This window comes from Micromonospora lupini, assembly GCF_026342015.1.
Taxonomy (GTDB): Bacteria; Actinomycetota; Actinomycetes; order Mycobacteriales; family Micromonosporaceae; genus Micromonospora; species Micromonospora lupini_B.
In genome coordinates this window covers 1,390,767-1,410,168 of the sequence record NZ_JAPENL010000002.1, presented here as the reverse complement: position 1 = coordinate 1,410,168, position 19,402 = coordinate 1,390,767, and the positions used below count along the sequence as shown (strand labels likewise).

Annotated in this window: 16 protein-coding genes and 2 tRNA genes; 5 read left to right on the top strand and 13 right to left on the bottom strand. The window is 71.0% G+C overall.

Going from position 1 to position 19,402, the window contains the following annotated elements; genetic code table 11:
- Positions 1-42: 42 nt before the first annotated feature.
- Positions 43-1,431 carry an MFS transporter gene (locus OOJ91_RS21380; RefSeq protein ID WP_266247557.1) on the bottom strand — a complete coding sequence of 463 codons (1,389 nt, stop codon included), beginning with the start codon at positions 1,429-1,431 and terminating at the stop codon, positions 43-45.
- A gap of 58 nt (positions 1,432-1,489) precedes the next feature.
- Positions 1,490-1,750, bottom strand: coding sequence for a hypothetical protein (locus tag OOJ91_RS21375; protein WP_266247555.1), 261 nt, complete (start codon positions 1,748-1,750; stop codon positions 1,490-1,492).
- 218 nt (positions 1,751-1,968) lie between these two features.
- Here OOJ91_RS21375 and OOJ91_RS21370 point away from each other — a divergent pair, with 218 nt between their 5' ends.
- A complete protein-coding gene (locus OOJ91_RS21370; RefSeq protein WP_266247553.1) occupies positions 1,969-6,498 on the top strand; it encodes a cation-translocating P-type ATPase in 4,530 nt (1,509 codons plus the stop codon).
- 153 nt (positions 6,499-6,651) lie between these two features.
- Here OOJ91_RS21370 and OOJ91_RS21365 read toward each other — a convergent pair whose 3' ends face one another.
- Positions 6,652-6,963: a hypothetical protein gene (locus OOJ91_RS21365; RefSeq protein ID WP_266247552.1), complete on the bottom strand. Its 312-nt coding sequence runs from the start codon at positions 6,961-6,963 to the stop codon at positions 6,652-6,654.
- Between the two features lie 155 nt (positions 6,964-7,118).
- Between OOJ91_RS21365 and OOJ91_RS21360 the strand changes: the two genes are divergently transcribed.
- A complete protein-coding gene (locus OOJ91_RS21360) occupies positions 7,119-7,829 on the top strand; it encodes an LPXTG cell wall anchor domain-containing protein (protein ID WP_266247551.1) in 711 nt (236 codons plus the stop codon).
- Between the two features lie 284 nt (positions 7,830-8,113).
- Entirely contained in the window at positions 8,114-8,650 is a 537-nt protein-coding gene (locus OOJ91_RS21355) for a hypothetical protein (RefSeq protein ID WP_266247549.1), read from the top strand.
- 134 nt (positions 8,651-8,784) lie between these two features.
- On the opposite strand, the gene OOJ91_RS21350 is transcribed toward OOJ91_RS21355, so the two are convergent.
- The 6 genes from OOJ91_RS21350 to gyrB all read right to left on the bottom strand — a co-directional run bounded on the left by OOJ91_RS21350 (position 8,785) and on the right by gyrB (position 14,807).
- Positions 8,785-8,860: transfer RNA gene (locus OOJ91_RS21350), tRNA-Ala, on the bottom strand.
- A gap of 40 nt (positions 8,861-8,900) precedes the next feature.
- Positions 8,901-9,029 carry a DLW-39 family protein gene (locus tag OOJ91_RS21345; protein ID WP_007453934.1) on the bottom strand — a complete coding sequence of 43 codons (129 nt, stop codon included), beginning with the start codon at positions 9,027-9,029 and terminating at the stop codon, positions 8,901-8,903.
- 42 nt (positions 9,030-9,071) lie between these two features.
- Positions 9,072-9,145, bottom strand: a tRNA-Ile gene (locus tag OOJ91_RS21340).
- Positions 9,146-9,297: 152 nt separating this feature from the next.
- Positions 9,298-10,203, bottom strand: a complete 906-nt coding sequence (locus OOJ91_RS21335) for a DUF3566 domain-containing protein (protein WP_266247546.1) — start codon at positions 10,201-10,203, stop codon at positions 9,298-9,300.
- A 4-nt stretch (positions 10,204-10,207) separates the two neighbouring features.
- Positions 10,208-12,730 carry a DNA gyrase subunit A gene (gene gyrA / locus OOJ91_RS21330; protein WP_266247545.1) on the bottom strand — a complete coding sequence of 841 codons (2,523 nt, stop codon included), beginning with the start codon at positions 12,728-12,730 and terminating at the stop codon, positions 10,208-10,210.
- Positions 12,731-12,860: 130 nt separating this feature from the next.
- A complete protein-coding gene (gene gyrB / locus OOJ91_RS21325; protein WP_266247544.1) occupies positions 12,861-14,807 on the bottom strand; it encodes a DNA topoisomerase (ATP-hydrolyzing) subunit B in 1,947 nt (648 codons plus the stop codon).
- Between the two features lie 522 nt (positions 14,808-15,329).
- Here gyrB and OOJ91_RS21320 point away from each other — a divergent pair.
- Entirely contained in the window at positions 15,330-15,884 is a 555-nt protein-coding gene (locus tag OOJ91_RS21320) for a hypothetical protein (RefSeq protein ID WP_266247543.1), read from the top strand.
- Here OOJ91_RS21320 and OOJ91_RS21315 read toward each other — a convergent pair.
- Positions 15,869-16,369 carry a MarR family winged helix-turn-helix transcriptional regulator gene (locus tag OOJ91_RS21315; protein WP_266247542.1) on the bottom strand — a complete coding sequence of 167 codons (501 nt, stop codon included), beginning with the start codon at positions 16,367-16,369 and terminating at the stop codon, positions 15,869-15,871. The two genes, OOJ91_RS21320 and OOJ91_RS21315, sit on opposite strands and share 16 nt — an antisense overlap.
- A gap of 100 nt (positions 16,370-16,469) precedes the next feature.
- Here OOJ91_RS21315 and OOJ91_RS21310 point away from each other — a divergent pair, with 100 nt between their 5' ends.
- Complete coding sequence (locus OOJ91_RS21310) at positions 16,470-16,697, top strand: hypothetical protein (RefSeq protein WP_007453920.1); 228 nt, start codon at positions 16,470-16,472, stop codon at positions 16,695-16,697.
- Positions 16,698-16,709: 12 nt separating this feature from the next.
- On the opposite strand, the gene OOJ91_RS21305 is transcribed toward OOJ91_RS21310, so the two are convergent.
- Genes OOJ91_RS21305 through gnd form a run of 3 tightly spaced genes read right to left on the bottom strand, consistent with a single transcriptional unit; the run spans position 16,710 to position 19,384 of the window.
- The gene (locus tag OOJ91_RS21305) at positions 16,710-17,372 is read right to left on the bottom strand and encodes a DUF721 domain-containing protein (protein ID WP_266247541.1); all 663 of its coding nucleotides are present in this window, start codon (positions 17,370-17,372) and stop codon (positions 16,710-16,712) included.
- Positions 17,362-18,495, bottom strand: coding sequence for a DNA replication/repair protein RecF (gene recF / locus OOJ91_RS21300; RefSeq protein WP_266247538.1), 1,134 nt, complete (start codon positions 18,493-18,495; stop codon positions 17,362-17,364). The genes OOJ91_RS21305 and recF overlap by 11 nt, the downstream gene beginning before the upstream one ends.
- 16 nt (positions 18,496-18,511) lie before the next feature.
- Positions 18,512-19,384, bottom strand: a complete 873-nt coding sequence (gene gnd, locus OOJ91_RS21295) for a phosphogluconate dehydrogenase (NAD(+)-dependent, decarboxylating) (RefSeq protein WP_266247535.1) — start codon at positions 19,382-19,384, stop codon at positions 18,512-18,514.
- Positions 19,385-19,402: the final 18 nt, after the last annotated feature.

The window sequence follows — 19,402 nt, the reverse complement described above, 5'->3', positions numbered from 1 at the left end:
CCTTGCGCCCACCCGGTCCGGACACGTCGAATCCTCAGCGGATCACCCGCCCGGCCGTGCGGTCCCGTCCACCACCACCCGGCCGGCCAGCAGCGCGCCGACAAGCGCCAGACCGGCCGCCACCACCAGGGTCACCACGTAGCTGGCGGGGCCGGGCGCGCTCCCTGCGGCCAGGACGGCACCGGTGAGCGCCAGCACGGTCGCCGCGAAGAGCGAGTCGCCCAGTTGCAGCGACGAGCTGTTGCGTCCCTGCTCGCCGGGCGCGGACAGCTCCAGGGTGAGCACCGACAACGACGGGTACAGCAGGCCCATGCCGAGCCCCGCCACCGCCCAGCCCAGCACGGCGACGGCCACCGGCAGCTCGGGTCGGACGGCCAGCGCCACAGTCGCGGTGCCGGCCGTGATGCAGCACAACCCGAGCCGGGGCAGGCTGGCCCGGGAGGCCGGCTGCGGAAAGCGGCCCTGCATCCAGGAGCCCACCGACCAGGCCAACGCGCCCACCGTGAGAACAAGCCCGGCGGCGGTCGGTGACAGTCCCCGCTCCCGCGAGAGCATCAACGGGATGACCACCTCCGCGCCGACGAACGCCGCCGACGCCAGACCGCGCAGACCGACAACCGTGGGCAGTCCGCGAGCCGCCCGCAGGAACCCCGGCGGCAGCAGTCGCGGCGCGCAGACCAGCAGGCCGGCCAGGGCGAGCGCGATCACCGCCGGGGCCGCCGCGCCACGCTGCTGTCCCCCGATGTGCAGCAGTGCGGCGCTCACGCCCGCCCCACAGGCCCAGCCGATGCGCGCCAGCGCTCCGGCCGGCGGCCTGGTCGGCACGGTCCGGTCCAGCGACCGCAGGCCCGGATGGATCAGCAACACCGCCGGGACGGCCACCGCCGGCACCACGAGAAAGACCCACCGCCAGCCCAGGTATTCGACGACCAGGCCGGCAAGCGCCGGCCCGACAAGCGACGGTACGACCCACGCCGCCGCGAACGCGGCGAAGATCCGCCGATGCAGCTCCTCGGGGTACGCCTGCCCGACGATCACGTAGAGCGCCACCGAGAGCAACCCGGAGCCGAAACCCTGCACGACCCGTCCAACCACCAGCACGGTCATCACCGGCGCGGTCCCGGCGATCAGCAGCCCGACCACGAACCAGCCGACGCCGTGCCACATCGGTGCTCGGGGCCCCCGTGCGTCACACCAGATGCCGGAAACGACCATGGCCAGCACACCGGCGGCGAACGGGCCGCCGAAGGCGATGCCGTACAGCGCCAACCCGTCGAGGCTGCGCGCGACGGTCGGCATGGCGGTGCCGACCGCCAACGCCTCGAACGCCAGCAGCGACACCAGCGCGACGCTGCCCACAGTCATCGCCCGCAGCCGGGGTACGAACAGCCCCGCAGGGGCCGGAACGGGGGTGGCGGTTCGGCTCGACATGCACCGAGCCTGCGACCTCAACCCGGATTCATGTCAACAGGTGGTGACCCGGCTCTCGTCAGGCTTCCTGGAGTGCCTCCCCGACGCCGCGTACCAGTCCCGACAGGTGTTGGTCCGCCAGGACGTGCCCGGCGGTGATCACCAGGGCGAGCGGCCATTCGATCACCTGCAACGCGGCCAGCACGCCGAGCCCGGCGTAGTAGGCGATTTTGTCCGGTGGTGGCACCGCCACCTCACCCAGCATCGGCAGCTCGAACCGCCGGCGATACATCCGAACGTTCTCGTGTGCGCCGTTGAGGTGTCGCGTGAACGTGCTCATTCCGGCCTCCCCGTGTCCGGTGATGGTCGTCGGGTTCCACCGCCCACCCCGTCCATGCGCGGTCGGCCCCGCAAAGTTCCGGTGCTCCAAGGGGCATAACGGACGCCAGGTCGGGAAGCCATGCCGCCGGACGTGAGGCGGTGGGAGGACGAGATGACCGACGGCACCTGCAGCGACAACGGAGAGTCGGGTCGGCGTCCGTCCGGCCGTACGCCTCGATGACGGCGGCGGGTCGCGCCGCCGGCCGCCTCCTGCCGTCCATCGGCGTGCCGCATCTGATCGGGGAGGCATCCCGGACCGTCGGGTCGGCGGCGACCCGGCTGGCCCGGACGGCGGGGCTGACCCGGCGTCGGGTCTGGTCGCGCCCCGGCCGGCACCACATCGAGGTGCACGGCGTCTGCCAGGACGGTGGCGACCGGTTGGCCCGGCAGGTGGAGGCCGCGCTGGAGCGGTTGCCCGGGGTGGCCTGGGCCCGGGTGAACGCCCCGTCCGGCCGGGTGGTGGTGGCCGTACAAGCCCCCGAGCCGAGGCTGCGGGACCTCATCGCCACGATCGACCGGATCGAGAGCACCTGTGACCACGAGCCGGACCCGGAGATCCCGCCCCCGCACCCGCCGGAGGAGGGGCCGCGCACCCCGCGCACCCTGGGCGCACTCGCCTCGGACGCGCTGGGCCTGACCATTTCGGCGGCCACCCGGCTGCTGCCGTTCGCGCCGCTGCCCGGCGAGGTCGCCGGCCTGCTGGCCGCCGGTGACCTGCAACCGAAGCTGCACGCGTTCGTGGGCCGGCGGCTGCGCTCCGACCCTCGCGCCGACGTCATCTTTCCGCTGGCCGAGGCGGTGGTGCAGGGTCTGACCGGCCGTTGGACGGGGATCGTTCTCGACGGCGCCCAACGGATGGTGCAGTGGGGCGAGGCGCGGGCACAACTCGCCGCGTGGGAGAAGGCCGAGCCAGGGTTGACCGGCGACCCGGAGCGCGCCACCGCACGGTGGCCGGCGGTCGAGCGTCCCCGCCCGAAGCCGGACGGCCCGGTCGAGCGCTACATCAACCGGATGTTGACCGCCGGCACGGCGGCCGCGGTGGCCGCGACACCGTTCGCCGGGCGCAAGCGAGCCGCCGCACTGGGCCTGTCCGCGCTGCCCAAGGCCCCGGGCAGCGGACGGGAGGGGTACGCGGCGCAGCTCGGCCGGGTCCTAGCCCGGCGCGGGGTGATCGCGATGGACCGCGGCGTGCTGCGGGAGCTGGACCGGATCGACACGCTGGTGCTGGACGCCGCGGTTCTCGGCTCGGAGCGGGGCGTCCTCGCCGACCTGGCCCCGGCATCCGAGGCGGACGTCGACGAGGTGGCCGAGCGGGCGTTCGCACTGTTCGACCCGAACGACCCGACCGGCTCGCAGGAGCTGGACGGCTGGCGGCTGGCACCCCTGGACCAACTCCCGGCGGGTGGTCCCGGCGACGTGCCGGACGGCGAACGGCTGCGCGCGGCCGGCGGGCAGTTGCTCGGGCTCACCCACTCCGGCCGGCTCGCGGCGCTGCTGCGGGTCGAACCCGAGCCCGCGCCGGGTGTCGACGGCCTACCGGCCGCCGCCCGCCACGCCGGTCTGAAGCTGATCGTGGCCGGTGGCGACGAGCAGCGGTACGGCTTCGCCGACGCGCTGCTGCCCGGCGGGGATCGGCTGGCGGACTCCGTACGCGCGTTGCAGCGCGACGGGGCGGTGGTGATGCTGGTCTCCGGGGACCGGGCGGCGCTCGGCGCGTCCGACTGCGGGCTGGGGATGTCCGCTCCGGACGAGCTGCCGCCGTGGGGAGCGCACCTGCTTGTCGGCACCGACCTGCGGGTGGTGTCCCTGGTCATCGAGGCGACCGGGGCGGCCCGGCGAATGACGCAGCAGAACATCCGGCTCGCCGTGGCGGGCACCGGGCTCGGGGCGCTTGGCGCGTTCACGGCCCCACCGACCCAGCTTCCACACCGGTCGCTCGTCGCGGTCAACGGCGCGGCCGGGTTGGCCTTCGCCAACGGGGTCTGGCAGGCCCGCCGGTTGCCCGACCAGTCGGACACGCCGGCGCCCGTGGCGACCGCCTGGCACCTGATGCCGGTCCGGACCGTGCTCGACCGCCTGGGCACCACCCCGGACGGGCTGGCCAGCGCGGAGGCGCACCGCCGACACGACGGTCACGGGCCGGGCGGCGGGGACACACCCGCCGGCGGTGGACTGCTGCGGGCGTTCCTCGACGAGCTGTCCAACCCGCTCACCCCCGTACTGGCCGCCGGGGCGGTGCTCTCCGCGTCGTTCGGCTCACTTGTCGACGCCGCCTTGGTGGGCAGCGTCGTCGGCGGGTCGGCCCTGATCGGGGCGGTACACGAACGCAACACCGAACGGTCTCTGGCGGAGCTGCTGTCCCGTTCGGCGGTGACCGCGCGGGTCCGCCGGGACGGCGCCGAGCGGGTAGTCGCGGCCGAGGACCTCGTCCTCGGGGACGTCATCAGCCTCGAACCGGGAGACTCGGTGCCGGCCGACTGCCGGGTGCTCGAAGCGGTCGGGTTGGAGGCGGACGAGTCGTCGCTTACCGGCGAGTCGCTGCCTGTCGCCAAGAGCGACCGGGCGGTCGTCGCCGCGGCCATCGCCGACCGGCACTCCATGCTGTACGAGGGCACCACAGTCGCCGCCGGCCACGGAACCGCAGTGGTGGTGGCGACAGGCGTCGACACCGAATCCGGGCGCAGCCTGGCGCTTGTCAAGCAGGCGCCCCCGACCAGCGGGGTGGAAGCCCGGCTCGGCTCGTTGACAAGCGCCGCGATCCCGTTGGCCGCGGGTTCCGCGATCGCCGTGGCCGGCGCGGGGCTGCTTCGGGGCGTACCGCTGGCCGAGACGGCGGCGACCGCCGCGAACCTCGCCGTGGCGTCGGTGCCGGAGGGGCTGCCGTTCCTGGTCAGCGCCGCGCAGCTGGCCGCCGCCCGGCGGCTGGCCGAGCACGGCGCCTTGGTCCGCAACCCGCGCACGATCGAGGCGTTGGGCCGGGTCGACGTCCTCTGCTTCGACAAGACCGGCACCCTCACCGAGGGTCAGCTGCTGCTCGCCGGGGTCGGCGACGGCGTCGGCGACCGGTACGCCCCGGTGGACCGGCTCGACGACCGGCTCCGATTGACCCTCGCCACTGCCCTGCGGGCCACCCCCGCCGCGGCCAAGCCGGAAGACTTGGCGTTGCAGACCGACCGGGCGGTCCGGCGGGGCGCCGCCACGGCCGGGGTGGTGGAGCAGACCGGCGCCGCCGGTTGGCGGGCCGCCGGCGGGCTGCCGTTCGAGCCGTCCCGCGGCTACCACGCGAGCATCGGCGAGACCGAGGGTCGCCTGCTGCTGAGCGTCAAGGGCGCTCCGGAGACGGTTTTGCCGCGCTGCGCGACGCGGCGTGCCGACGGCCGGCAGGAGCCGCTTGACGACGCCGGCCGCGCGGAGCTGCACCGGCTGCTGGCCGATCGGGCCGGGGCGGGGCACCGGATCCTGGCCGTCGCGGAGTGCGAGGTGGACGCCGCGCAGGTCACCGACTCGGACGTCCGGGGGTTGACGTTCGTGGGTTTCCTGGCCCTCGCCGACGGGGTCCGGGAGAGCGCCGCCCCGGCGGTACGCCGGATCCGGCAGGCCGGCGTCCACACCATCATGATCACCGGTGACCACCCGGCCACCGCCGAGGCGATCGCCGCCACCATCAGCGAGCACGACGAGCAGCGGGTGGTCACCGCCACCGAACTCGACCAGTTGGACGACGACGCGCTCGCCGAGCGGCTGGCCCACACCGACGTGGTGGCCCGCTGCACCCCGGCGCACAAGGTGCGGATCATCCAGGCGTTGCAGAAGTGCGGGCGGACCGTGGCGATGACCGGCGACGGCGCCAACGACGCCCCGGCGATCCGGCTGGCCGACGTCGGAATCGCCCTCGGTCAACGCGGCACACCGGCAGCCCGCGCCGCCGCCGACCTGGTGGTCACCGACGACCGCCTGGAGACCATCATCGCCACCCTGGTCGAGGGTCGCGCGATGTGGTCGTCGGTCCGCCACGCGCTGAGCATCCTCGTCGGCGGCAACCTCGGCGAGATCGCGTTCAGCGTGCTCACCGCCGCGGTGACCGGCCGTTCCGCCCTCACCGGTCGGCAACTGCTGCTCGTCAACCTGCTCACCGACCTGGCGCCGGCGCTGGCCATCGCCGTCCGCCCACCCGCCTCGGACCGCACCGACGGGCTGCTCCGGGAGGGCCCCGACCAGTCGCTCGGTGAGACCCTCACCAGGGAGATCGGGCTCCGCGCGGCGTCCACCACGCTGGGCGCGACAGTAGGCTGGACGTTGGCCCGGTACACCGGACGCCAGCGGCGGGCGGGAACTGTCGCCCTCGTCTCGCTGGTCGGCACCCAGCTCGGCCAGACCATCCTGGCCGGCGGCACCAGCCCGGCGGTGCTGGCGTCCACGGCGGCGTCGCTCGGGGTGCTGGTCGTGGTGGTGCAGACGCCAGGGGTGAGCCAGTTCTTCGGCTGCACGCCGCTCGGCCCGGTGGGCTGGACGATCGGCGCCGGATCGGCGCTCGGCGCCACCTTCGCCAACGGCGCGCTCACCAGACTGGTGGAGCACCTCCCGTCGGCCCGCCCGGACCTCGCGCAGCCCACGTCCGAGACCGCCCCTGCCGAGACCGCCCCTGCCGAGACCGCCCCTGCCGAGACCGCCCCTGCCGAGACCGAGGAGACCGGCACGGACGGCTGACGCTTGAGCGGGACCGGCTGGTCCAACGAGCGCCATACCTCAGAGTCATATTCATACCTGAGAGTCATCACGCTCACCGGACCGTGTGCCTTCTCGTCTACGGCATCCGCACACGCGCCCATGCCCTGCGGACGGTCACCGCCTCGGCCCGAGTCAGCTCACCCGCCTCTCTCGGAATGGATCCCGCGGCGGCTCCGACTCCGCCCAGCAGAGACCGCCGCGAAACTCCACCCCCGGAATGCCGTCGGCGAGCCGGTCGAGGTCCACCACACCCGCCAACGAGGTGGGGAGATCGGCCCGCAGCTCCTCGACTGCCGTTGCCAGGTCGTCCTCCTCGGTGGACCAGTCGATGTCGGCAGCCCGCAGGTCGGCCACGGCGTGAGCGGTGACAGCCGCGGGATCCGTGACGAGCACCTCCACCCGGCAGTAGATCTGCATGAGGACCGGTGTCGGACTCTGCTCCATTCCGGAGATCATGTCGGTGTGTCGCGCACTCCGAAAGAGGTTATCGCCAGTGACAGCCGTCCCTACCAGCTCGGCCATATCGGCCAGGACATCGCGGAACGGCCATCGACAGTAGGATCCCCATGTTTTGATTTGCAACGGGGAGGAAGTTCCACATGCGACGGAGAATCCCAGCGGGTGTCCTGATAGCGCTGGCCTTGCTGGTCCCGGCGGCACCGGCGGCGGCGCAAGCCGAGTCAACCGGGCTGGACGCGGCCTGCCAAACGGTCGAGCGCAAGGTCTACAAGGACATCCGCGAGCTTTACACCATCAACGTGGATACCGCCACCGATCAAGAGGTGCGGGTGTTGACCGCCCAGCTCCTGCACTTTGCGAAGACCGACGCCTTGCCTGATCTGCCCGACGCGATAACGACGCAGCTGAACGACCCCTCGGCCGACCTCCGCGCATTCGTCAAGACGGACGTGCAGAGGATCTGGTCAACGGATCTGCGGGTCACGGTGAACCAGACGTTTACTGACGCCGGACCCAACGTGGAGGAAGCCGCGCAGAAGGTGCTTGGCCAGTCGTCCGTCGACGTCTATCTGGCCTACCTGAACAACGGCCTGTACGAGGCGCGTGCGCTTGACTGCGCGTCCCAGCCCACGCCGACCTCGACGACTCGGCCCACGCAGACCCCGAGCGCCACGACGACCGTCGTGCCGACCCCCTCCGTCAGCCTGGCCGCCCCTGGCGGCGGGGGTGGCGGGCTGCCCGTGACTGGTGCCGACACCGCGACCGTGGCCAGCATCGGCGGTGCGCTTCTGGTACTCGGCGGAGCGGGCTACCTGATCGGACGCCGACGCCGTTCCCGCTTCGTGGCATAGCTCACTCACTCAACGCGCCCGGCTCGACGCTTCGTCGGGCCGGGCGCCTGCTTTGAGGGATTGTTTCGTCCCGGCGATAGACGGCTTCCAGGCGAGTCGGCCGGGGCGGCTACCGTCCGGGCGCCGCGAGCAGGCGGATCTCGCAGCGGACCCTGCCCGTCGGCTGGCTCGGCTGTACGACCGGGGCATGGTCCACTGTGCTTGCGCGCGCCTTGGTTTGGGGACAGCGCAACCAGGGACGTTGGAACGAGCGTCATGCGACATGGGGGCGAAGGCGGATGTGCGTGGTGGATGCTGCGGCCAACAAAGCCGCTGTTGGCCGGTTCCTTGAGGATCATGCGCATGTTCGTCGGGCCGACAATGAGCATCCCGCGCTGCGGGGCTGCGCAGAGATTGTGTGGTCTGAGATCCCTGGCTGTCCCGCCGACGTTCCTTCTCTGTTCTATGGACTGCTGGATCAGGTTGCCGCCCCCGAGGCCGCCCGTCTGCTGACAAACGTTCTGATGAGCGGTGTCTTCCACCTGAGCGCGGCAATGCCAGCAGCGTTGCCGTTCCTGCTTCGTCTGACAGCCGATCCGGGAATTCCGGTGCGGTCCGACCTGCTCGACCTCGTGGTCGTCACCGCCGAGCTGTCACGGCCAGTCGACGCGGATAACGAGCGCGCGGTGCTGCTACTCGGCAACGACAGCGACCATCCGGAACGCGAGCAGTGCAGGGCGGTGTTCTCTGCACACGCGTCGGTGCTACGCACGCTGCTTGATGACGACGGCTTGAATTCTGCCGACAGAACACTGCTTCAGCAGGTCGTAGGGCTGCACTGAAGGCGTGCGACTGCCGGGGTGATTCAGGGATCTCATCGTCAGGCTAGCCTCGGCCATCGATTGCGTGCTGGGCGAGGAGTGAACGGCGTGACCCCTTGGCTGTTCTCGAGACCGAGGTCAACCGAGGAAAGTGCTGGTGGAGCCCAGGGGACTCGAACCCCTAACCCCTGCCTTGCAAAGGCAGTGCTCTGCCAGTTGAGCTAGGGCCCCGTGAGCGGCGACGGCGATGATGTCATCGCCGGCCGGGACGTCAGCGCAGGTCGGGCGCGGTGGTCGCCTCGTGCCACAGGGCACGCTCGTCGTTGGCGGCCTTGACCTTGTTGAAGACGACGGCAGCCACGCCGACGACGCCGGCCAGGATCAGCAGCTTCTTGAACATGGGGCGACCCCTCGCGCTCGACTAGCGTCGGACGATGTGCGGTGGGGCTAGATGGAATCGAACCATCGACCTCAGAGTTATCAGCTCTGCGCTCTAACCGACTGAGCTATAGCCCCGCGTTGCGACGAGCAAGATTAACCCATCCGCTCCGCCGGCCCCAAATCGGGGTCCGAACCTGCGAGCCGGGCCGTCGCCGCCTGCAAAACCTACCCGAGTACGGGGCGCCGGAGCGACCGCATTCCGCGGTGCCCCGGCGCCCCGGTCACACTCAGTCCCGCTCGGCGAGCGTCAGCTCGATCCCGCCGACGAGGTCGGCGCAGACGTTGTAGACGAACGCTCCCAGCGTGGCCAGCGCGGTGAACAGCACCACGTTGACCAGGCCGATCAGCGCCGAGCTGAGGATCACGCCCTTGGCGGTGATCTGGAAGCCGTTGGTGCTCTGCCCACCGCCGGCGTTTACCAGGTCGCTGAGACTGTCGTTGACGCTCTGGAACACGCCCATCGCGTCCAGCGCCAGGTAGAGCACCGACGTGGCAACCACCACGACGATGAACAGCACCACCGAGACGGCGAACGCGAACTTCATCACGGACCAGGGGTCGATCCGCTTGAGGTTCAGCCGGGCCCGGCGCGGTCCGCGGGACGCCGCCGAGCTGACCGAGCTACGCGCGGCGCGTACCGCCTCACCGACGCGAGCGGCCCCGACTGCCGACGCGTTGCCGATCCCTGGCGGCAGGCCACCGCCGCTTGCGGGCCGACCGCCCGGGGCCGTACGCCCCGGGTCCGGCTGGGACATGCCCGGCATGATCCGGGGTTGGGTGCCGGTGGACCCGGTCGATGTCGCCTGACCGGGTCGAGTGTTGATCGGCTGGGTGGTCGTCGGCCGGGCCGGGGTCGGGGCGGCCGCCGTGGGGGCCACCCCGGCAGACGTCGGTGCCTCGACAGCCGACGTATCGGCTTTGGCGTCGCCCGATCCCCCGTCCTCGCCGGGCTGCTCCGGCGGAGGTGTCATGCCGGGAGCCCGGGTGAATTTCGGGGCAGGCGCGTCGGCGGGAACCGTGGCCCGGCCCACGGCCGCGCGGCCGGTCGCTGGTGTGCCGCCCTTGGCGGCCTCCTCGTCGACCGGGTTGGCCGAGGTCCCCGTGTTCCCCGACTTCGCCTGTGTCTCCGTCATTCAACTAGTCCTGTTCGTCAGGCTCGTCGGCATTGCGAGCAATCGCCACGATAGTCACGCCGTCCGGGAGGTCCATCAGCTTGACCCCCATTGTGTTCCGGTCACGCGTACGGCGTACAGGCTTCACCGGAGTCCGGATGACACCACCGTTGCTGGTGATCGCGAACAACTCGTCGTCTGGGTCGATCACCACGGCACCGACCAGACCACCGCGCCGTTCGGTGATCTTCGCAGTCAGCACGCCTTTACCTCCCCGGCCCTGCACCGGGTATTCCTCGATCGGGGTACGTTTCGCGTATCCCCCGTTCGTGGCCACCAGGACGTCCAAACCGTCCCGAACGACCTCCATGGCGAGCAGGACGTCGTCGTCCGTGAAGCGCATGCCGATCACGCCCGAGGTAGCCCGGCCCATCGGCCGCAGCGCCTCGTCGGAGGCGTTGAACCGGATCGCCTGCGCCTTCTTGGAGACCAGCAGCAGGTCGTTCTCCGGCGCCACCAGCGCAGCACCGACCAGCTCGTCCTCATCGCGCAGGTTGATCGCGATGATTCCGCCGGAACGGTTGGAGTCGAACTCCTCGAGCCGCGTCTTCTTCACCAGGCCGTTCTTCGTGGCCAGTACCAGATAGGGGGCTACCTGGTAGTTCGGGATTTCGATGATCTGCGCGATCTGCTCGTCGGGTAGGAAGGCGAGCAGATTGGCCACGTGTTGGCCCTTGGCTACCCTACTGGCCTCCGGCAACTCGTACGCCTTGGCCCGGTACACCCGGCCCTTGTTCGTGAAGAACAAGATCCAGTCGTGCGTCGAGCATACGAAGAAGTGGCTCACGATGTCGTCCTGTCGCAGCGTGGCGCCACTGACGCCCTTGCCGCCGCGCCGCTGCGAGCGGTACAGGTCGACCTTGGTCCGCTTGGCGTACCCCGTCCGGGTGATCGTGACGACCACGTCCTCGCGGGCGATGAGGTCCTCCATGGAGACCTCGCCGTCGAACGGGATGATCTGCGTCCGGCGATCGTCGCCCCACTTGGCGACGATCTCGCCCAGCTCCTCCGAGACGATCTTCCGCTGCCGTTCCGGCTTGGCGAGGATGTCCTTGAGGTCGGCGATCTCGATCTCGAGCTTGGCCAGGTCGTCAACGATCCGCTGCCGCTCCAACGCGGCGAGCCGGCGCAGCTGCATGTCCAGGATCGCGGTCGCCTGGATCTCGTCGATCTCCAGCAGTCGGATCAGGCCCTGCCGGGCATCGTCCACGGTCGGCGACCGCCGGATCAGCGCGATCACCTCGTCCAGCGCGTCCAGCGCCTTGCCCAGGCCACGCAGAATGTGCGCCCGCTCCTCGGCCTTGCGCAGCCGGAAGGCGGTCCGCCGGCGGATCACGTCGATCTGGTGCTCGACGTAGTAGCGGATGAACTGGGCCAGGTTGAGCGTGCGCGGCACCCCGTCGACAAGGGCCAGCATGTTGGCGCCGAACGTCTCCTGGAGCTGGGTGTGCTTGTAGAGGTTGTTCAGCACCACCTTGGCGACCGCGTCGCGCTTCAGGACCAGCACGATCCGCATACCGGTACGACCCGAGGACTCGTCGCGGATGTCGGCGATCCCGGCGAGCTTGCCCTCCTTGATCAGCTCGGCGATCCGCTCGGCGAGGTTGTCCGGGTTGACCTGGTAGGGCAGCTCACTGACGACCAGGCAGGGGCGGCCCCGCTTGTCCTCCTCGACCTCCACCACGGCCCGCATCCGGATCGAGCCCCGCCCGGTGCGGTACGCGTCCTGGATCGCCGTCGTGCCGACGATCAGGCCGTGGGTCGGGAAGTCCGGGCCCTTGACGATGCCGAGCAGGGCTTCGAGGGTTGTCTCCTCGTCCTCCTCCGGGTGCTCCAGGCACCACTGCACCGCCGCGCCGATCTCCCGCAGGTTGTGCGGCGGGATCTTGGTGGCCATGCCGACGGCGATGCCCTCGGAGCCGTTCACCAGCAGGTTGGGGATCCGCGACGGCAGGATCGTGGGCTCCTTGGCCCGGCCGTCGTAGTTGTCCTGGAGGTCGACGGTGTCCTCGTCGATGTCCCGCAGCATCTCCATGGCGAGCGGGTCGAGCTTGCACTCGGTATATCTCATGGCGGCAGCCGGATCATTTCCCGGCGAGCCGAAGTTGCCGTTGCCGTCGACAAGCGGGTAGCGCAGCGACCAGGGCTGCGCCATCCGGACCAGCGCGTCGTAGATCGCCGAGTCGCCGTGCGGGTGGAACTGGCCCATCACGTCGCCGACGACGCGGGAGCACTTCACGTAGCCGCGGTCCGGCCGGTAGCCGGAGTCGAACATGGCGTAGAGGATCTTGCGGTGGACCGGCTTGAGCCCGTCCCGGACGTCCGGCAGCGCGCGCCCGACGATCACGCTCATCGCGTAGTCGAGGTAGGAGCGCTGCATCTCCACCTCGAGCCCGACCGGCTCGATCCGGTCGTGCGCGACCACGGCGGCGAGTGCCTCGGCGGGAGCCTCGGGCTCGTTCGGTGTGGACTCGGGGGAATCGGTCACTGTATACCCTTATCAGACTCAGAGTCGTTTTCGTGCTGTGGATAACGGCTGTGGATACCGACCAAGCTGTGGATAACTCTGTGGACCGGCGAGCCGGCCGGGTGCTGCCCGACCGGCCCGCCGAGGTCCGTCAGATATCCAGGAACCGCACGTCCTTGGCGTTGCGCTGGATGAACGACCGGCGTGCCTCGACGTCCTCACCCATCAGGACGCTGAACAACTCGTCTGCGGTTGCAGCGTCGTCGAGCGTGACCTGACGCAGGGTACGCGTCGCCGGGTTCATCGTGGTTTCCCACAGCTCGGGATAGTTCATCTCGCCGAGGCCCTTGAAACGCTGGATGTCGTCCGGCTTGGCGTTCGGCTTCTTCTGCTGGCGCAGCGCGATGAGCCCGTCCCGCTCGCGGTCGGAGTAGGCGTACTGCGCGTCGTCGCCCCTCTTGTTCCACTTGATCTTGTAAAGCGGCGGGGCGGCCAGGTAGACGTGACCCAGCTCGACAAGCGGACGCATGAAGCGGAACAGCAGGGTGAGCAGCAGCGTCTGGATGTGCTGGCCGTCGACGTCCGCGTCGGCCATCAGCACCACCTTGTGGTAGCGCAGCTTCTCCATGTCGAAGTCGTCGTGGATGCCGGTGCCCAGCGCGGTGATCAGCGCCTGGACCTCGTTGTTCTTCAGGACCCGGTCGATCCGGGCCTTCTCCACGTTGAGGATCTTGCCGCGGATCGGCAGGATCGCCTGCGTCCGCGGGTCCCGACCCTGCTTGGCCGAACCACCTGCCGAGTCACCCTCGACGATGAACACCTCGGACTCGCGCGGGTCGGTGGACTGGCAGTCGGCCAGCTTGCCCGGCATCGAGCCGGACTCCAGCAGCGACTTGCGCCGGGCCAGCTTGCGCGCCTGCTGCGCGGCGATCCGGGCACGGGCCGCCTGGGACGCCTTCGTGATGATCATCTTGGCTTCGGCCGGGTTGCGGTCGAACCAGTCGACAAGCCACTCGTTGCAGACCCGCTGCACGAAGCTCTTCACCGGGGTGTTCCCGAGCTTGGTCTTGGTCTGGCCCTCGAACTGCGGGTTGGCCAGCTTGACCGAGATGATCGCCGCGAGTCCTTCCCGGATGTCCTCGCCGGAGAGCTTCTCGTCGCCCTTGAGCAGCTTCTTGTCGGTGCCGTACCGGTTGACCACGCTTGTCAGCGCGGACCGGAACCCCTCCTCGTGGGTGCCGCCCTCGTGGGTGTTGATCGTGTTGGCGAAGGTGTAGACCGACTCGCCGTACGACTCGTTCCACTGCATGGCGATCTCGACCGACATGCCCTCCTCCTCGGCGCCGAACTCGACCACCGTCTTGTGGATCGGGTTCTTGGAGGCGTTGAGGTGCCGGACGAAGTCGGCGATGCCGCCCTCGTAGTAGAAGGTGACCTCGCGCTGCCGGCCGTCCTCCTCCTCGGCCACCCGCTCGTCGAGCAGGTGGATGCGCAGGGCACGGTTGAGGAAGGCCATCTCCTGGAGGCGCCGGTAGATGGTCTGGAAGTCGAAGTCGACGGTCTCGAAGACGTCGGGGTCGGGCCAGAAGGAGACCGCCGAGCCGGTGCTGTCGGTGGACTCGCCCTTCTCCAGCGGGCTCGGCTTGGAGTTGGTGTAGTGCTGCCGCCACACGGAACCGGACTTGTGGATCTCGACGAACATCCTGGTGGAGAGCGCGTTCACCACGGAGACGCCGACGCCGTGCAGACCGCCGGATACCGCGTACGCCTTGCCGTCGAACTTGCCGCCCGCGTGCAGGATGGTCAACGCGACCTCGACGCCCGGCTTCTTGAGCTTCGGGTGGAGGTCGACCGGAAAACCACGGCCGTTGTCGGTGACCCGCACTCCGCCGTCGGCGAGCAGCACCACGTCGATGGTGTCGCAGTATCCGGCCAGCGCCTCGTCCACCGCGTTGTCGACGACCTCCCAGACGAGGTGGTGCAGACCGCGCTCACCGGTGGACCCGATGTACATACCGGGCCGCTTCCGGACGGCCTCCAGCCCCTCGAGAACGGTGATCGACTCTGCGCCGTACTCCTGCTTGTCCTGCGCTGCCACCCTCGGCCACTTTCTCGCGTCGTCGGCGCCGGGAGGGCGCGTCGGGCGCGGGTTCGGCGGACAGGACGCGACGTCGGCGCGTGGACCGGTGCCGGAGACCTCCGGACAGCGGGTCGAACGCGCCGGTCGCCGCGGTTGCCCGCGGATCGCGATCGGCTCGACCCGGAGTGGAGAATGATCCTGGGGCCATCGGCCCCGTCCCTCGCCCCGCACCGGGTCTTCGTCTCGCTGTCAATCCTACTGTGCGCGGAGGACAGAACCACCACTCGGCACCCTCAACGGGGCGGCTGAGATGTCCGTAGCCGGCAGAACCCCGTAACCCGCGACTCCCCCCACACGCCATGCTCCGATCGCACGCGCCGTCCCCGAACGGGTTGACCCGCGCTCGGGCGGGTCGGGGGTCGCGGCCGGACCGTCCGTGCCGTACGTTTGCGGCGCCCCGGAAGCGGCCTTGATCTTTAGCGGCCGGAACCGGGACGATCGACCCGATCGACCCGACACGTGCTCTCTAAGAGGTGACAGATGGGGCTGGACAACGTCGCGGTGCACTGGCCGCGGACCGGCCGCTTCTACGATCCGGTGGCGCCGGCCGAGTTCGTCGACTTCGGCGAGATCGTCGACCTGCCGCGGATCTCCGCGCCGACGGCGGCGCTGGCCGAGCTGATCGCGAAGACCGGCACCGTCCGGGCGACCGCGTACACCGAGCTTGTGGATCTCCTGCTCGGCCTCGAAGGTGTGTTGTATGCCACAGACGCCGCCGCCGAGGACGAGGACCCGGTGATCGACCCGGACGGCTGCTCCTGGATCGCGGGCGGCATCGAGCGGTTCGTGGGCGCGCACCGCGCGAACGGCGAAGCGGTCACCTTCGAGTCGGTGAGCACCGTGCTGCGCTCACTGCTCGGCGACGGCCGGTTGGCCGAGCAGCAGTTGCGCTGGCTGGAGACCCGACTCGACGCGCTGCGCGACGAGCGCGGTGATCCGCCGCAGTGGAACTTCACGTGTGCGGAGCTGGGCGTGCTGGCGGCGTTCTACCGGCGCTGTGCCGAGCGCGGTTTCGCCGTCTACGCCGACGCCTGAGCGGCCGTCCCGCTCTGCGGCGCGGCCTGGTCGCCGCCGGGCCGGTTGGCCGCCGCGATCACCTGCATGAGCACCGCGTGCAGGTGCTGCAGGTCCTCGACGGGCAGCCCGAGGCGCTGCACGATCGCGGCGGGAATCCGCTCGGCCTGGGCGCGCAGCTCCGCGCCGGTGGCGGTGAGGGTGACGGCGAGGCTGCGCTCGTCGGCGGCGTCGCGCTCGCGGCGCAGGTAGCCGGCTGCTTCGAGCCGCTTGAGCAGGGGTGACAGGGTGCCCGGGTCGAGCTGCAACAGGCGGCTGAGGTCGCGGCCGGACAGCGGCGCGTGCTGCCAGAGCGCCAGCATCACCAGGTACTGCGGGTGGGTAAGCCCCATCGGTTCCAGCAGCGGCCGGTAGACGGCCACCACGCTGCGTGCCGCGACCGACAGGGCGAAGCAGACCTGCTGTTCCAGTGCCAACGGGTCGACGCCCTCCGGTTGGCCGCTCATCGGTTGCCCTCGGGATGCATGCTGACTATCGTAACGATTGTTGGTGCACCAATCATTGCCACACCAAGGGTCCGGTGTGACGTGGACGAGAGGGCGGCAGATGAGCGAGGACGGCGCGACCACCAGAGCCCCGGGCGAGGGCGGTCGACTCCTGCGGTGGGCCTTTCGACACCTCGCCGGTCCGGCCGACGGCGTCCAGGGCGCGGTGCAGGGCGGCTCGACGGCGGCCCGGGAGGCGTGGAAACGCGACCTGGCCGAGCGCAAGCGCTACACCCAGGAGCAGCGCGACCGCAAGCGGGCGGCCCGTGACGCCGACCGGCGGCGCTGAGCGGGGTCCGGCTCAGCCGTACGTGTCGCGCGGCCCCCGACCGCGCACCCGGCGCGGCCCCTTTTGCCAGGACGGCGCCGCCGGGCCGTGGATGTGCAGCTTGCGCACCACGTTGTGACCGACCTCCTGGGCGATCTGCTTGAGCAGCGAGCCGGCGAGCAGCCGCAGCTGGGTCGCCCAGGCCGTCGAGCGCGCCTCCACGGTCAACTCGCCGTTTTCCAGCTTGACCGGCCGGCTGTGCTGGGCGACCTCGGCGCCGACCACCCGCTCCCAGGCGCCGAACACGGTGGCCTCGGCGGCGGGCTGCTGCCAGCCGCGTGCCTTGACCAGCCGGTTCAGCACGGCGCTGAGGGGCTGCGGGTCGCGCGGGTCGGGGCCGGGGCCGGAGTAGCCACGCAGTCGCCGTCCGGAGCCGTCGGCGCCGTCGGTGCCCGCGCCGCCGCCGGGGGCACGCCTGGTGCGCGCCGCCGTCTGCCGCCGGGACAGCGCCGCGTCGAGCACCGCCCGGGCCAGCTCCGGCCCCGACGCACCCTCCGCCGGCCTCCCGTCGACACCTGCCGCGCCGCTTGCGGTCGCCCCCGACCCTGCGGTACGCCCGTTCGCGGCGTCACCGGCCTGGCGGCCGCTGCCGGTGCGGTCGGCCCCCGCTCGCCTGGCGTCCGGTTCATTCGACACGGCGTACCGTCCCCTCGCCGACCTGATAGCGGGTGCCGCGCAGCGCGGCCGGCACGTCGTCGTCCACGGCGCAGGTGACAAGCAGCTGACTCGCCCCGCCGACCAGCTCCGCAAGCCGCTCCCGGCGCCCGGTGTCCAGCTCGGCGAAGACGTCGTCGAGCACCAGGACCGGCTCGATACCGTCGGCGCGCAGCAGGTCGTACCCGGCCAGCCGCAGCGCGAGCGCGAAGGACCAGGACTCGCCGTGGCTGGCGTACCCCTTCGCGGGGAGCGGACCGAGGGACAGGGCCAGCTCGTCGCGGTGCGGGCCGACCAGGGTCGTGCCGCGTTCGATCTCGGCGGAACGGGAGGCGGCCAGCGCGGCGGTCAGCGCCTCGACAAGCACGGCCCGTTCGGTGGTCGGCTCGGCCAGCTCGATCGAGGGCCGGTACGCGATGCCGGCCGCACCCCGCCCGGCCGCCACCGCGTCGTACGCCTTGGCGACGTGTGGGGTGAGCGCGGCGACCAGTTCCAGCCGGCCGGCGAGCAGCTCCGCGCCGTGCTGGGCCAGGTGGGTGTCCCAGACGGCGAGGGTGCCGAGGTCGCCGCCCCGGGAGCCGCCGGTCTTGCGGGCGAGGTACGCGGTGCGCAGCAGAGCGTTGCGCTGCTTGACGACCCGTTCGTAGTCGGCCCGTACGCCCGCGTAGCGGGGCTGCCTGTTGACCAGGAGGTCGTCCAGGTAGCGACGACGCTCGGCCGGATCGCCGCGGACCAGCTCCAGGTCCTCCGGCGCGAAGAGCACCAGTCGCAGGGCGCCGAGCACGTCCCGCGCCCGCCGCGCCGGGGATCGGCCCAACCGCGCCCGGTTGGCCCGGCCCGGCACGATCTCCAGCTCGACGAGGAGTTCCCGGCCCTCGTGGACCACCGCGCAGCGGATCACGGCAGAGGCAGCGCCCATCCGGACCAGCGGCGCGTCCGTGGCGACCCGGTGCGAATCCAGGGTCGCCACGTAGCCGAGCGCCTCGACGAGGTTCGTCTTGCCGACGCCGTTGGCGCCGATCAGGACGTTCGCCCCCGGCTGGAAGTCGACGGCGACCCGCTCGTACGAGCGGAAGTCGACCAGTTCCAGCCGGTGGACGTACACAGGGTGTGGATACCGCTCAGCGCTTGTGGACGGCGTGGCCACCGAACTGCTGGCGCAGCGCGGAGACGGCCTTCATGGCGGGTGAGTCGTCCTGCCGGGAGGCGAACCGGGCGAACAGCGAGGCGGTGATGACGTTCAGCGGGACGGCGAGCCGGACCGCCTCGTCCACGGTCCAGCGGCCCTCGCCGGTGTCCTCGGTGTAGCCGCTCAGGTCGGCCAGCTCCGGGTCCTCGTCGAGGGCCCGGTCCAGCAGGTCGAGCAGCCAGGAGCGGACCACGGTGCCCTCGCGCCAGGACTTGATGACGCCCGGGACGTTCGTCACCAGCTCCGAGGCGGCCATCAGCTCGTAGCCCTCGGCGTAGGCGTGCATGAGGCCGTACTCGATGCCGTTGTGCACCATCTTCGAGTAGTGCCCGGCGCCGACGGGGCCGGCGTGCACGAAACCGAACTCGCCCTCCGGCTTGAGCGCCTGGAAGATCGGCATGAGCCGGTCGACGTGCTCCTGGGCGCCGCCGACCATCAGGCCGTAGCCGTTCTGCCGGCCCCAGACGCCGCCGGAGACGCCGACGTCCAGGTAGCCGATGCCGCGCTCGTGCAACCGCTCGGCGCGCGGAGCGTCGTCGCTGAAGCGGGAGTTGCCGCCGTCGATGATGATGTCGCCGTCGCCGAGCACCTCGGCGAGTTCGTCGATCGTGGCGTCGGTGACGCCGGCGGGCACCATGACCCAGACGGCGCGCGGCGATTCGAGCTTCTGCGCCAGCTCGGCGAGGTTTGCCGCGTCGCTCAGCTGCGGGTTGTGATCGAACCCGACCACCTCGTGGCCGGCAGCCCGCAACCGCTCACGCATGTTGCCGCCCATCCGGCCGAGTCCTACCAGGCCGAGCTGCATCTGTTCCTACCTCCGTGG

Bases quoted from the DNA above. Each gene is read 5' to 3' on its own strand.
- OOJ91_RS21380 (WP_266247557.1), bottom strand. From the start codon at position 1,431: ATGTCGAGCCGAACCGCCACCCCCGTTCCGGCCCCTGCGGGGCTGTTC.
- OOJ91_RS21375 (WP_266247555.1), bottom strand. From the start codon at position 1,750: ATGAGCACGTTCACGCGACACCTCAACGGCGCACACGAGAACGTTCGG.
- OOJ91_RS21370 (WP_266247553.1), top strand. From the start codon at position 1,969: ATGACGGCGGCGGGTCGCGCCGCCGGCCGCCTCCTGCCGTCCATCGGC.
- OOJ91_RS21365 (WP_266247552.1), bottom strand. From the start codon at position 6,963: ATGGAGCAGAGTCCGACACCGGTCCTCATGCAGATCTACTGCCGGGTG.
- OOJ91_RS21360 (WP_266247551.1), top strand. From the start codon at position 7,119: ATGCGACGGAGAATCCCAGCGGGTGTCCTGATAGCGCTGGCCTTGCTG.
- OOJ91_RS21345 (WP_007453934.1), bottom strand. From the start codon at position 9,029: ATGTTCAAGAAGCTGCTGATCCTGGCCGGCGTCGTCGGCGTGGCTGCC.
- OOJ91_RS21335 (WP_266247546.1), bottom strand. From the start codon at position 10,203: ATGACGGAGACACAGGCGAAGTCGGGGAACACGGGGACCTCGGCCAAC.
- OOJ91_RS21320 (WP_266247543.1), top strand. From the start codon at position 15,330: ATGGGGCTGGACAACGTCGCGGTGCACTGGCCGCGGACCGGCCGCTTC.
- OOJ91_RS21315 (WP_266247542.1), bottom strand. From the start codon at position 16,369: ATGAGCGGCCAACCGGAGGGCGTCGACCCGTTGGCACTGGAACAGCAG.
- OOJ91_RS21310 (WP_007453920.1), top strand. From the start codon at position 16,470: ATGAGCGAGGACGGCGCGACCACCAGAGCCCCGGGCGAGGGCGGTCGA.
- gnd (WP_266247535.1), bottom strand. From the start codon at position 19,384: ATGCAGCTCGGCCTGGTAGGACTCGGCCGGATGGGCGGCAACATGCGT.